This is a genomic window from Clostridium sp. AWRP, from assembly GCF_004006395.2.
Classification (GTDB): Bacteria; Bacillota; Clostridia; order Clostridiales; family Clostridiaceae; genus Clostridium_B.
Map to the genome: position 1 here is coordinate 1,535,429 of NZ_CP029758.2, position 13,271 is coordinate 1,548,699.

10 protein-coding genes are annotated in these 13,271 nt (G+C 32.2%); 8 read left to right on the forward strand and 2 right to left on the reverse strand.

Translation table 11 applies throughout. The features are described from left to right. Positions 1 to 132 precede the first annotated feature (132 nt). The 3 genes from DMR38_RS07200 (at position 133) to DMR38_RS07210 (ending at position 3,818) form a co-directional block, all read left to right on the forward strand. Positions 133 to 984, forward strand: coding sequence for a metallophosphoesterase (locus DMR38_RS07200; RefSeq protein ID WP_243124475.1), 852 nt, complete (start codon positions 133 to 135; stop codon positions 982 to 984). A 139-nt stretch (positions 985 to 1,123) separates the two neighbouring features. Further along, entirely contained in the window at positions 1,124 to 1,891 is a 768-nt protein-coding gene (locus tag DMR38_RS07205) for an ABC transporter ATP-binding protein (protein ID WP_127720653.1), read from the forward strand. After that, positions 1,884 to 3,818, forward strand: a complete 1,935-nt coding sequence (locus DMR38_RS07210; protein ID WP_127720654.1) for an ABC transporter permease — start codon at positions 1,884 to 1,886, stop codon at positions 3,816 to 3,818. Before DMR38_RS07205 ends, DMR38_RS07210 begins: the two co-directional genes overlap by 8 nt. A 60-nt stretch (positions 3,819 to 3,878) precedes the next feature. Here DMR38_RS07210 and DMR38_RS07215 read toward each other — a convergent pair whose 3' ends face one another. Both DMR38_RS07215 and DMR38_RS07220 read right to left on the reverse strand, forming a co-directional pair. Further along, entirely contained in the window at positions 3,879 to 5,081 is a 1,203-nt protein-coding gene (locus DMR38_RS07215; protein ID WP_127720655.1) for an MFS transporter, read from the reverse strand. 107 nt (positions 5,082 to 5,188) lie between these two features. Further along, positions 5,189 to 6,397, reverse strand: a complete 1,209-nt coding sequence (locus tag DMR38_RS07220) for an MFS transporter (protein WP_127720656.1) — start codon at positions 6,395 to 6,397, stop codon at positions 5,189 to 5,191. 290 nt (positions 6,398 to 6,687) lie between these two features. Here DMR38_RS07220 and DMR38_RS07225 point away from each other — a divergent pair, with 290 nt between their 5' ends. From DMR38_RS07225 to DMR38_RS07250, 5 genes are all read left to right on the forward strand, one after another. Then, positions 6,688 to 7,902 (forward strand): LL-diaminopimelate aminotransferase, encoded by a 1,215-nt coding sequence (locus DMR38_RS07225; RefSeq protein ID WP_127720657.1) that lies wholly within the window; start codon positions 6,688 to 6,690, stop codon positions 7,900 to 7,902. A gap of 259 nt (positions 7,903 to 8,161) precedes the next feature. Further along, a complete protein-coding gene (locus DMR38_RS07235; RefSeq protein WP_127720658.1) occupies positions 8,162 to 8,812 on the forward strand; it encodes a TetR/AcrR family transcriptional regulator in 651 nt (216 codons plus the stop codon). Positions 8,813 to 8,827: 15 nt separating this feature from the next. Continuing rightward, positions 8,828 to 11,497: a PEP/pyruvate-binding domain-containing protein gene (locus DMR38_RS07240; protein ID WP_127720659.1), complete on the forward strand. Its 2,670-nt coding sequence runs from the start codon at positions 8,828 to 8,830 to the stop codon at positions 11,495 to 11,497. 40 nt (positions 11,498 to 11,537) lie between these two features. Next, entirely contained in the window at positions 11,538 to 12,212 is a 675-nt protein-coding gene (locus DMR38_RS07245; RefSeq protein WP_127720660.1) for a response regulator transcription factor, read from the forward strand. Then, a complete protein-coding gene (locus DMR38_RS07250; RefSeq protein ID WP_127720661.1) occupies positions 12,209 to 13,237 on the forward strand; it encodes a sensor histidine kinase in 1,029 nt (342 codons plus the stop codon). The genes DMR38_RS07245 and DMR38_RS07250 overlap by 4 nt, the downstream gene beginning before the upstream one ends. Positions 13,238 to 13,271: the final 34 nt, after the last annotated feature.

A 13,271-nucleotide genomic window follows, 5' to 3' on the forward strand; every position in this document is an offset into this window, starting at 1 on the left:
GTAGGTGATTTAAAGTATATGAAAAAATTAAAATTAATAGTGATAATAATATTATTATTATCAATTTTCTTATCAATAATATATGTTAGAAGGGTTTTAGTAGAAAATTATACGTTTAAACAGGAAGAGATTATGGACAAGAAAAAAACAGAGAATAATACTTTAAAATTTGCTGTTTTAGGCGATGTACATGGAGATGTTAAAAAATTACAAAATGCTATTAATGACTTACACAGTATAGATGGAAATATGGATACTTTAATATTAAATGGCGATAATGTGGATCAAGGAGTAAAAATACAATACTACGCGTTAGAACTTATGATGTGGAAAGATAAAAATATTATTCCCAAAAAAATAATTAAAAATATCGGTAACCATGATTATTTTGATTATTCTAAAGGCAAAAATAAACCAGAAGATGTTCAACATTTTATAAAAATGTATTTAGATTTTGCAGGTGAAAAGTCCGTATATCATGACACCTGGATTAAAGGATATCATTTTATATCACTAGGTTCTGAATCTGGAAATACGAAAAAGTTAGGATCGTTGGATGCTTTTTTATCAGAAAACCAGTTAAATTGGCTCAAAGAAGAGTTAGGCGAAAAATATAAAAAAAATAAACCTATTTTTGTATTTTTACATCAAAACCTGGATAGTAGTGTAGGATGGAAGGGATTAAAAGAAGATCAGGAAAAAGAACTTAGAGATATTTTGTCATCATATCCAGAAGTTATTTTGTTTACCTCCCATACTCATATTCTATTGAGTATAGATAATGTAAAAACAAACTTGCCTTTTACTACAGCTCATACAGGGGCAGTTCGATATGCTATAAAGCCAGAAAAAGATGGTATAAAAAGACTTTATAATGAAAGTCAAGGTTTATATGTACAAGTAAATGGAAACAAAGTCTTAATTAGAGGAAGAGATTTTGCAAAAAAAGACTGGATATTTTCAAAAGAAGTTGTACACTATTGAAAATATTAAAAAATACAGTAAAAAAACTATCTTACGAAGATGTAAGGTTAGAAGAGAAAATGTAAGCCAAAGTTATGGCTCTGCATTTCTCTTTTTTTTATAATTATAGTATAGTCAAAGTGAACAGAGGAGGAAGAAAATGAAGTTATTAGAAGTAAATAATTTAAAGAAAATATATTCATCAAGATTTGGAGGAAACCAAGTTCAGGCCTTAAGTAACGTAACCTTTTCAGTGGAAAAAGGAGAATATGTAGCAATTATGGGAGAGTCAGGTTCGGGAAAAACTACACTACTTAACATACTGGCATCTTTAGATAAGCCAACTAGCGGTGAGGTTTTGCTGCAGGGTAAGAATATTGTAGCAATTAAAGAAAGTGAAATCACTGCATTTCGCAGAGAAAATTTAGGTTTTGTATTTCAAGATTTTAACTTACTTGATACCTTTTCTTTAAAAGATAATATTTTTTTGCCACTTGTTTTATCAAGAAAATCCTATGGAGAAATGGCAAAAAGATTGAAGCCTATTGCAGAAAAATTGGGAATAGGGGATATACTGGAAAAGTTTCCTTATGAGGTATCAGGAGGACAAAAGCAGAGGGCAGCTGTTGCTAGGGCTTTAATTACAGATCCACAGCTTATTTTAGCAGATGAGCCAACAGGAGCTCTTGATTCAAAATCAACGGATCAACTTTTAAAATTATTTTCAGAGATTAATAATGAAGGGCAGACAATTGTTATGGTTACCCACAGTACAAAGGCAGCAAGTCATGCAGGAAGAGTACTTTTTATAAAAGATGGAGAGGTGTTTCATCAGCTTTATAGGGGTTCAATGTCAAAAGAAGAGATGTTTGAAAAAATTTCAAATACACTTACGGTGATTACTACTGGAGGTGCGTCAAATGAATAAGCTGTTTTATCCGAGACTTGCAGTAATAAACATAAAAAAGAATAGTAAAACATATTTCCCATTTATACTCACCTGTATATGTACAATTATGATGTTTTATATAATGCATGCAATTTCAATAAATAAAGGACTGGGTGGATCTCAGACCTTAAAGTCAATTCTCTTTTTAGGAACAATAGTAATAGGAATTTTTTCAGCTATATTTCTTTTTTATACAAATAGTTTTCTTATTAAAAGGCGAAAAAAAGAAATTGGACTGTATAATGTGCTTGGGCTTGAAAAAAAGCACATTGCAAAAATACTATGTTATGAATGCATTTTTACTTCCGTTATTAGTTTAACGGTTGGACTTATTGGTGGAATTATTTTAAATAAGCTTATGTTTCTTCTGCTTATAAAGATGCTCAATTTTAAAGTATCCTTTGGATTTTCTATTTCGGTGCCATCTATCATAAAAACTTTGATTGTTTTTTGCAGCATCTTCTTTGTAACACTATTATCAAATTTATTTCAGATTAAAATATTAAAACCTATTGAACTTTTAAAAGGGTCGGAGCAGGGGGAAAAAGAGCCAAAAACAAAATGGATTATGACTATTATAGGATTGGCAGCTCTTTGCGGCGGATATGGAATAGCTTTAAATGTCAAATCACCTCTTGCTGCACTTAGTTTATTCTTTGGTGCAGTTATTCTGGTTATGATAGGAACTTATGCACTCTTTACAGCAGGAAGTATTGCAGTATTAAAGTTTCTTAGAAAGCAGAAGAACTTTTATTATAAAACAGGAAATTTTATATCTGTTTCTGGTATGATGTATAGAATGAAGCAAAATGCAGTAGGACTTGCAAATATTTGCATCTTGAGTACTGCAGTACTTGTGATGCTTTCAACTACGATTTCTTTATATGTAGGTATGGAAGACTCTCTAAAACTTAGATATCCAAGAGATATAATGATAAGTACTAAAGAAACTAATAATAATCAGATACAAAAGCTGGATGAAATTTTAAATTCTAGTTTAAAAAATAATAAAGTAAATATGAAAGATAAGCTTTATTATCTTGATAATAGCTTTGAAGCTGTAAAAAAGGATGACAAATTTTTATCTGTAAAAAAAGATCTTGGTAAGGCAAATATTTCTATGATAGAGGCTATTCCTGTTTCAGATTACAATAGATTAGAAGGAAAGAATATTACTCTTCAAGATAATGAAGTAATTCTTTTCTCAAAAGTAAAGAATTATACCAGTGATACAATTAATATTGATAATAAAAGTTTTAAGGTTAAACAGAGATTGGATAAACCAGTATCTAGTTTAAATAATGCTATGACGGATATAGTAGATACCTATGTAATATTTGTAAATAATATAGATACTGTAGGAAAAAATGGATTCAAGGAATACACAATTGGATTTAATATTAATTGTACAAATAAAGAAATATTATCAATATCTGATAAGTTAAATAAAAATTTTTCAGAGAATAAAATTAAAGCTAATGCCGAAAGCGCTGTAAGTGGCAGGGAAGAATTTCTTTCTCTATATGGTGGTTTGTTCTTCTTGGGTATATTTTTAGGTGCATTATTCTTAATGGCAACTGTACTTATTATTTACTATAAGCAGATATCAGAGGGATATGAGGATAAGGAACGTTTTGAAATCATGCAGAAAGTTGGAATGGATAAAAAAGAAATAAAGAAAACCATAAGAAGTCAGGTATTAATGGTATTTTTCCTTCCTCTTGTTTTTACAGTAATTCATATTGCCTTTGCATTTCCAATGATTACAAAGATACTTGCTGTTTTAGGACTAAAAAATGTAAATTTATTTATACTTTCAACTGCAGGAACGATAGTTGTTTTTGCAGCAATTTATACAATTGTATTTTCTTTAACAGCTAGGGTATACTACAAAATTGTTGAATAATATGAAATGTAACCACCAATTGGCAATATATTGAGCCAGCTGGTGGCTTTTTATTTTACTTTAGAAATACGAAGAGCAAGTCTTTTTATTGTATATTGCATAAGCAAAAATTCCACACAGTAATGCCAAAGCACTAAAATTAAACAACCATACATAGCCCAAGGAGGAAGCAATAGTTCCACCTAGCAAAGGACCTAGGCCCTGACCCAGGTTAGCACCAATAAAAAAAGTACTTGAAGCTAGTCCCCTTTTTTGACTTCCCAATTTATGAAAGCACTCTGCTTGTAGAGCAGGTTGTGCAGTTCCCTGTCCAAATGCTTTAAAAATAGCTGCCAGAAGTATCATCCAAAGTGCACTTGCATGAGCTATTAGCAGTGCTTCTGTGATGCTGAACAATAATGCTGGATACATAACAGTTGAAAGTCCTTTTTTATCATACAGTTTTCCAGACATGGGTCTTGTAAAAATAAGAAACAATGCATTTACTGTGAAATACATTCCAATTCCATTTATTTTACGCTCTTCACCCAGTAAAACTAAAAATGAAGTGGCAAGTCCATTTCCCATAAAAAATAAGCCGCCAATTAAAGATAGTGGCAATATTTTAAATGCAATAATATCTTTTAAATGAATGCCATTTTTTTTGTCTACTGCATTTTTTATAGATATCTGATTTTTGTTTGGCAAAAAATTCATACACAATGCAGCTATTATAATCAACACTGCTGATACTATAAAGGTTTTGGACATTCCAAATCGATTAGAAGCTTCTATTCCTATTTCAGGACCAAAGGCAGTTGCAATAATTTGACTGATTCCAAGATAACCTATACCTTCTCCCATTTTATTTTTGGGTATGAAATCCGTTGCCCAGGCAATACTTGCTGCACTAGTGATACTGAAACTAGCACCATGTATTATTCGGAAAAAAATTATAAATGTAATATTAGGTGATAAGCCATAACCTAATGTTGCAATTCCGTTTATAAAAGTACCAATTATCAGTACATATTTTTTGCTAGTTCTATCTGTGAGTATTCCACCAAATGGCCCAATAAGCAGTGCTGTAAATGAAAATAAACCTACAATTATTCCTGCAATGCTTAAAGAGGCACCTAAATTTGAAGCGTACTTTGCTAAAAGTGGAAAAACAAGATAAAATGCCATAAAGGTAAGAGTATTAATCCCTAGTAGAGTAATAAAATTGAGATTCCACAGTTTCATATCTTTTTTTGTTTCTAAATTTGATTTTGTTTCCGTCATATATAAATTCTTTCACCTCTAATATAAATATGTTAGAAATCTAACAATTTGATTTCTAACATTTATATTATACCTTACTAAAAGTCATGTCAACTAAGAATAAGTTTTTAATTATTATTTAAATTTTCACTAACAATTTTGGACTTTGCTTTTTTTGCATTTAATGTATGCAAATAGTATATAACTATTCCAGAAAACAATAGAAAAGCACAAATGTAAAAAACAGAAGTTAAACCAAATTTACCGGCTATGGTTCCTCCTATAATTGGTCCCAGTCCTTGTCCAGCATCATATCCAATAAAATAAGTACTTGTGGCAATACCTACTCTACTAGGACCCAGCCTTTTAACACAAGTAGCTTGCAGTGCTGGTGAAAGTGAACTTTGTCCTATTCCGTAGAGAACTGCCACTACTAATATCATCCAAAGAGATGAAGAAATTACTAATAGTAATGATGCGGCCATAGCCATGATAAAAGCAGGAAATGCTATAATTGACAAACCTTTATTATCAAGGAGTTTACCTGAAAGTGGCCTGATAATAAGAATTACAATGGCATTTACTGTAAAGTAATAACCGATATTTGAGATATGTCTCTCATCACCCAGCAAAGCTAAAAAGCTTCCTATAACTCCATTCATAAACGTAAATAAGCAAGCAAGAACAGCAAAAACAATTAGTTCCTTGGCAAAAAAATCACTAATTTTAATATGAAGCTTACTTACGTTTAAATTTTCTCTATTTGGTGGATTATATGGAATTATGGTCATAAGAGCTGCTGCAATCATAACAACAATACAGGATAAATAAAATACATATTTAAATCCAAATCGTGATGAAATCTCCAATCCAAGATTTGGACTTATTGCAGTTGCCAAAATATATCCAAGCCCCATGAAGCCTATTCCTTCACCTATTCTTTCCTTCGGCATATATGTTGTAGATAGAGCATTAATTACTGTAACACTTACTGAAAATGATATGCCTTGAACAATTCTAAAGAAAAAAAGAGTATATATATTGTATGAAATTTTTAAACCTAATGCTGAAACTGCCAGAAATATGGTTGAAACAATTAATAAATGTTTCTTGTTGAATCTGTCAGTTGAAAATCCAGCAAATGGACGAATAATAATAGATGTAATTGCAAAAATACCAGCAACTAAACCTGCTATGGACATTGTTGCACCTAAACTAATTGTATACTTAGGTAGTATTGGTGTCATCATAGTGAAACCAATAAAGACGAGAGCATTTATTATTAGCATTAGAATAAATGAAAAGTTCCATAGATTTTCTGTTTTTGATTGTTCCATAAAATCATCCCCCAAGATTATTTTAATAATATAGTTATAGATGAAACATATTACAAATACGACCTAACTTTTATTATACTATAAATTGTAAAGTACAAGGAAGAATTATGTAAAAATAGGGGAAATAATTAGAAAGTAAAAATAGCAGCTTTAGATATAGAAATGAAGTGCCAAAGTATGGAGGAGCTGAGTATAATAATCTTATAGACAATAGACCTTTAAGGGATTTTCTTTCAAATCCCTAAGTCATTTCTTTAGAACGAGAAGAAAAAGACAGCAAGGAGGATATTATGTGTAAATTAAATGATAATTATTTAAAATTGCAGGGAAGATATTTGTTTGCAAGTATAGCAAAAAAGGTAGCTAATTTTAAAAAAAGCAATCCGCATAAGAAAATTATTTCGCTTGGTATTGGTGATGTAACTCAACCATTGGCACCGGTTATTATAGAGGCACTGCATAGTTCAGTTGATGAGATGGGGCATAAGGATACTTTTAAAGGATATGCCCCGGAATTTGGTTATGGATTTTTAAAAAATGCAATTATAAAAGGTGACTATAACTCCTGTGGTGTGGACATTTCAATAGATGAAGTATTTATAAATGATGGAATAAATGCTGATGCTGGTAATATTCAAGAGCTATTTAGTGTAGATAATAAGATAGCAGTTTGTGATCCTGTATACCCTGTATATGTAGATTCAAATGTAATGGCTGGAAGGACAGGAACATATGATAAGGATGCACAAAGGTGGAGTGAAGTTATATATATGTCCTGCACTCCGGATAATAATTTTGTGCCGGATATTCCAGAAGAAAAACCAGATATTATATATCTATGTTTTCCCAATAATCCAACAGGGACAACGGTTACAAAAGATCAGCTTCAACTTTTGGTTGACTATGCAAATAAAGTGGAAGCTGTTATTGTATATGATGGTGCTTATGAGGCATATATTTCAGAAGATAATGTATGTCATACAATTTATGAATGTGATGGTGCAAAGAATTGTGCCGTTGAACTTAAAAGTTTTTCAAAAAGAGCTGGATTTACAGGATTAAGGCTTGGATATACGATTGTTCCAAAGGAGCTAAAATGTTCCGGAGTTTCTTTGAATAGACTTTGGGCAAGACGTTATGGAACCAAATACAACGGTACACCATATATAGTTCAGAGGGCAGGAGAAGCCGTTTATTCTGAAACTGGAAAAGAGCAGATAAAAAAGCAAATTGATTATTATAAAAATAATGCCAAAATAATTCTGGAAGGATTAAAAGCAGCAGGTTACTCTGTATATGGAGGGGTAAATGCACCCTATGTATGGCTAAAGACACCAAACAATATGACTTCATGGGATTTCTTTTATTATTTATTAGAAAGAGCAAATATTGTAGGTACGCCAGGAAGTGGATTTGGGCCAATGGGAGAAGGCTATTTTAGGCTTACAGCCTTTGGAACTTACGAAAATACAGTAGAGGCTGTTGAGAGGATTAAGAGACTTTAGAGATTTTTTATTGTCTGATTTCGCTCTCTTTTCTTCTGTTAATTCATTGGCTGTAGGAATATCTGATACTAATTTGCACTTTACAGTAATCAAATTTACTATAAAAGAATCATATTCATTCTTATTTATATTATTTTAGATCTTGACAAAGGAAACTATAAGGAATAGAATTAAAACAACTTTTATACATTGTGTAAAGTTATACTATGTATAAAATGATAAATATATATTGACATAGAACGTATTTAGGAGGTGCAAAATGGATACTAGGGAAATGATGGCTGAAAGCAGAATAGAAAGAAAGAAAAGGGATACCAGACAGAAAATTGTCAAGATTGCTATGGATTTATTCCACAGTCAGGGGTTTGATAATACAACAATGGAGCAGATAGCAGAAAAAACAGATATTGCGAGAAAAACTCTATATAACTACTTTCCAGTAAAAGAGGCTATAGTTGATGAATATGTAAGAGGGGTTTCACAGGAGTTAGCTAAAGAAAATTTTAAAACTATAAAGAACCTTGAAGATACCAAATCTCGTCTGCTGGCTGCTCTTAATCATTCTTATGATTGGGTTGAAAAAAATCCCGAAATTGCAGGAATATGCATTAATTACCGTCTAGGAAGCATGGGTAAGGAATCAGGATTTCAAAATGCTGAAACCGGAACTCAGAGTATCTTGAAAAAAATTATAAGTTTGGGACAAGAGGAAGGTGAAATAAAGTCTGATGTCTCAAGTGAACTATTGGTAAGACATATAGATCTTCTTAGAAGTACAATGACATTTGAATGGCTTAATGATCCCTCAAAGTTTGAACTTCACGAAGAAATATTTAAATTAGTAAGTTTATTCCTATATGGTGCGGCCAGCAAGGTAGATAGTTCTAAAAAATCTGATATGGATAAGTAAAGGGGGCTGTTTAAGATGAAGTATCTTTTGAATTGGAGAGAAGCTTTTGAATCAGCGGTATCAATGGTTGGAGGTAAAGGATGGAATTTAGGAAGGTTAGATCAATATGGTTTCAACATTCCTCAAGGAAAAGTATTGACTGCGAAGGCTTATGATGAATATATCAAGTACAATGAATTACAAAAAATAATTGATGAAGTTGTTTCAGCGACTACTCTGGAAAATTTGGGTGAAGTTTATGTTAAAGATAAATTGAGCCAGTTAAAGAAAAAAATAATAGGTGGCTCAATACCACCATCTATTATTCAGGAGTTATCTACATATATCAATAGCTGTGGGAAATTAAAAAAATCCTGGGCTGTGAGATCCTCTGCAGTTGCGGAAGATTCTAAAAAGGCATCCTTTGCTGGTATACATGATTCATTTTTGAATGTTTGCAGTTTAGATGACATACTGTCAGCGGTGAAAGGATGTTATGCTTCCATGTGGTCTCCTAGAGCTGTGGCATATCGCAAAAAGATGAATATAAGTGATGATGATGTAAAAGCAGCGGTAGCGGTCATGGAGATGGTGGAAGCTAAAGCTGCTGGAGTAGGTTTTACTTGCGATCTTTTATCAGGACGTCAGGATGTTATAGTGATTAACGCTAATTTTGGGTTGGGTGAGTCAGTGGTATCTGGTACAGTAGAGCCAGATACATATTATCTAGAAGCTGAAGCTTTAAATGCAAGTCCACATTTAATATCAAGAAAAATTGGACACAAGCAAGGGATGGTTGTCAAAAGTGAAAATGGTGGTACTCAATTTATTAAGTCAGAGAAAATGTCTTTACAGCAGGTACTGCAAGATAAGGAAATTGAAAAGCTTGGCAGGCTTTTGCTAAGAGTATTTGATGCCTTAGGTAATAGCAATCAGCATCAGGATGTGGAATGGGTTTATGATGGACATGATTTTGTTTTGGTTCAAGCACGGCCAATAACTACCTTGCCGCGAAAGACATTTCCTGCTTTGCAGAATCAGCAGGATATCTGGTCTAATGGAAATTATAGAGATGCCGTACCTATGGTTCAGTCACCTTTAAATCGGCGCTTAATGAAAAATATCATTGATACTATGCATAAGGGCTTTTTTACTGGTGTAGGTTATGACTTTCCTGAAGGATTGCAATTTTCTAGTTTTTTTAATGGAAGGCTTTATTGCAATATGTCAGTTGAGCAGTGGGGAAATTATGATGCAATGGGGGCCTTGCCTCATGGTTTTGGTGTCTTTTGGGGTGGCCACCAGAAGGATATGAAAATAGATGACTCTGATCCCTATGGTGGAGTAATTGGATTAAAGAGGAAAGAGCGTATAGCTAAGAACATTGATTTGGTTAAAAAAGGCACGGAAAATTCTGCTCGAATTTGGAGCCGGATTACGGCTTCAGTAAAGTCAATAACCAGTGAAGAACTTAGTAAGTGGACAGATCAGGATTTTATTAACAAGTATAATGAATTAGGAAGTATCGTCAAAGGCATGGCTAAAGAATTCATGTTTTTAAGTGCAGCGGGCAGCATGCCAGTTATGTATTTATTAAACATTCTCACTGAGTATTTTTCAGATAAAGCACTAATGGTGATAAATGCATTAATGGTTGGAGGAACAGCAGATATAACCAGTGCTGATCACGGATATAAGTTGATTGAAATGGCTGAGCTTGCGCGTGAAGATATTGATGCTGTTAAATATTTTAATGATGCTAACTTTGATCCTATGAAATGGGAAGTAAAGCTGCCTGAAAGATCTCCTTTTAAGAAAGCCTTTCATGAGTTTATAGAAGAATATGGTCATCGGGCAGTTTATGAGCTGGATATTATAAATCCTAGGTGGAGAGAAGATCCATCTTATTTGCTTAAAATTATACGCAGTACTATAAATACTGCTGACATTGGGAGACTTAAGAAGAAACAAAAAGAAAAATTGGAACAGGCATGGATTAAAATCAAAGAAAAAGTGCCTACTATTAAGCATTCTGAAATAAGAAAGCTTGTTAAAGAATGCCAGGATGGAGCGGCAGTTAGGGAGAAAAATAAATCTGTGCTGGCATTAATTATGGATGCATACCGAATAATTGCCAGAGAATTAGGCCATCGCTTTTATAAAAGGAGTATAATTAAAGAACCAGACGATGTGTTTTTTTGTACATGGCCAGAACTTTTTTCAGTACTGATCGGTGAATGGGATGGCAGAGGGCTCCAGTTCCTCATTGCTGCAAGGAAAGAATGGAAGAAAAAAATGGAATTGCTTGCTCCACCAGATGTAATTTACGGAGAAACTCCAAAGTTTACAGAACCAGTTATAGAGGATTCTAGCAATTGCCTCACTGGAATACCAGTTGCTGCTGGAAAAGCTGCTGGATTAGTTAGGAGGATAAGCAATCCAAATGATGGAGGACGACTTCAGCCAGGAGAGGTTATGGTAGCACCGTCCACTGACCCAGGGTGGACACCATTGTTTTTAAAAGCAGGAGCTGTTGTTATGGAAACAGGAGGATTTCTATCCCACGGAGCCATTGTAGCTAGAGAATATGGAATTCCAGCAGTGGTGAATGTACCGGGAGTAATGAGTATGCTGAAAGATGGACAGAAAATAGTAGTGGATGGAGACAAGGGTAAAATATTTCTTGTTGATGAAGGTATTGAGTAGGTAGCCATCGGATAAATATTTATAAAATTGAGGTGAAAGCATGTATAAAATAATGACAGTAGAGGATGATTTAAAACTTTGTGAAGAAATACAAGAAGCTCTTTTAAAGTGGGGCTTTAATCCTGTTAAAGTTAAAAACTTTGAAGATATACTTAATGAATTTGTACAAAACAAACCTGAACTAGTCATTATGGATATAAATTTGCCTTGTTTTGATGGATTTTACTGGTGTCAAAAAATAAGAGAAATATCAAAGGTACCAATCATATTTTTATCTTCAAGAAATACAAATATGGATATAATAATGGCAGTACAAATGGGTGGAGATGATTTCGTCACAAAACCATTTTCTATAGATATATTGGTGACTAAGCTTCACGCCATGCTTAGACGAACATATTCTTATGGAGAAAAATTAGGAGATGTACTTGAGTGCAGGGGAGTTATTTTAAATATAAATGACAGCACTTTATCCTATAATGAAAACAAAATAGAATTAACAAAAAATGAATTAAAAATACTGCTTCTTTTGATGAAAAACATAGGAAAGATAATCTCACGAGATAGGATTATGAGAATTTTGTGGGATGATGATACTTTTATTAATGACAATACATTGACTGTAAATGTAAATAGGCTTAGAAAAAGGTTGGAAGACATAGGCATTAAGGATTTTATAGAAACTAAAAAAGGACAAGGATATGTAATATTATGAATTTAAAAGTATATTTAAAAAAGTCTATATGGGCAATTATACATTTCATTATTATAATAACAATAGTTAATTTAGTACTAATAGGAACCACAGGATTTTCAAAGATTATGTATGACGTTATATATATGAATATTTTAGTTTTTTGTGTTTCTATATTCTTTTTAATATTTAGATATAAAAAGTGGAAAGAACGCTATAAAGATTTTTATGAAGGGTTGATGCAGGGGAAAAGTGTAGACTTACTAATTACTAAAGATGATGTTTTTGAAGCAAAGCTTATTAAAGATACAATAAAATTAAAAAACAAGGAACTTTATGAAAATGTAAATGAGTTAAAAAAAGAACTTGATGAATTAAATGAATATATAACAAAATGGGTTCATGAAATAAAGATTCCTATTTCAGTGTGTGAATTGATATCAGACAAGTTAGAAGATACTATTGATACAAATAGTGATATTCCTGAAAGTTTAAGGGGTGAACTTGCAAGAATTAAGTTTTTAGTTGAACAGGTACTTTATGCAGGTAGAGCATCTAGTTACTCACAGGATCTTTTAATAAATGAAGTAAATATAAAGCAAGTAGTAAATGAGGCAGTTAAAAAGAATGCATTTTTTTTCATTTCCAAAAGGATAGATCTAAGATTAAAAGAATTACAATTTAATGTTTTAACAGATAAAAAGTGGCTTTCTTATATATTGGAGCAGGTTTTAAATAATGCTTGTAAATATGTAGGTGAAAATGGAATAGTTGAAATTTATTGTGAAGAAGATGAAAAATCTATAAGCTTATGTGTAAGAGATAATGGAATAGGAATATTGCCTAAAGACATATCCAGGGTGTTTGATAAAGGCTTTACAGGAAGTAACGGAAGAAAAAGTGGAAAATCAACAGGAATGGGATTATACTTCTCCAAAAAAATGGCTGAAAAGCTAAATCATGATATAAAAGTTGTTTCACAAGCTGGAAACTATACAGAATTTATTATAACCTTTTATAAATTATCTGATTACTTTAAGGTATGAGTTTAATGCTCATGCTTTTTTTCTTGCTTAAAAA

Coding starts and splice junctions, on each gene's coding strand:
- DMR38_RS07245 (WP_127720660.1), top strand. CDS start 11,538: ATGTATAAAATAATGACAGTAGAGGATGATTTAAAACTTTGTGAAGAA.
- DMR38_RS07225 (WP_127720657.1), top strand. CDS start 6,688: ATGTGTAAATTAAATGATAATTATTTAAAATTGCAGGGAAGATATTTG.
- DMR38_RS07250 (WP_127720661.1), top strand. CDS start 12,209: ATGAATTTAAAAGTATATTTAAAAAAGTCTATATGGGCAATTATACAT.
- DMR38_RS07200 (WP_243124475.1), top strand. CDS start 133: ATGGACAAGAAAAAAACAGAGAATAATACTTTAAAATTTGCTGTTTTA.
- DMR38_RS07220 (WP_127720656.1), bottom strand. CDS start 6,397: ATGGAACAATCAAAAACAGAAAATCTATGGAACTTTTCATTTATTCTA.
- DMR38_RS07240 (WP_127720659.1), top strand. CDS start 8,828: ATGAAGTATCTTTTGAATTGGAGAGAAGCTTTTGAATCAGCGGTATCA.
- DMR38_RS07235 (WP_127720658.1), top strand. CDS start 8,162: ATGGATACTAGGGAAATGATGGCTGAAAGCAGAATAGAAAGAAAGAAA.
- DMR38_RS07205 (WP_127720653.1), top strand. CDS start 1,124: ATGAAGTTATTAGAAGTAAATAATTTAAAGAAAATATATTCATCAAGA.
- DMR38_RS07210 (WP_127720654.1), top strand. CDS start 1,884: ATGAATAAGCTGTTTTATCCGAGACTTGCAGTAATAAACATAAAAAAG.
- DMR38_RS07215 (WP_127720655.1), bottom strand. CDS start 5,081: ATGACGGAAACAAAATCAAATTTAGAAACAAAAAAAGATATGAAACTG.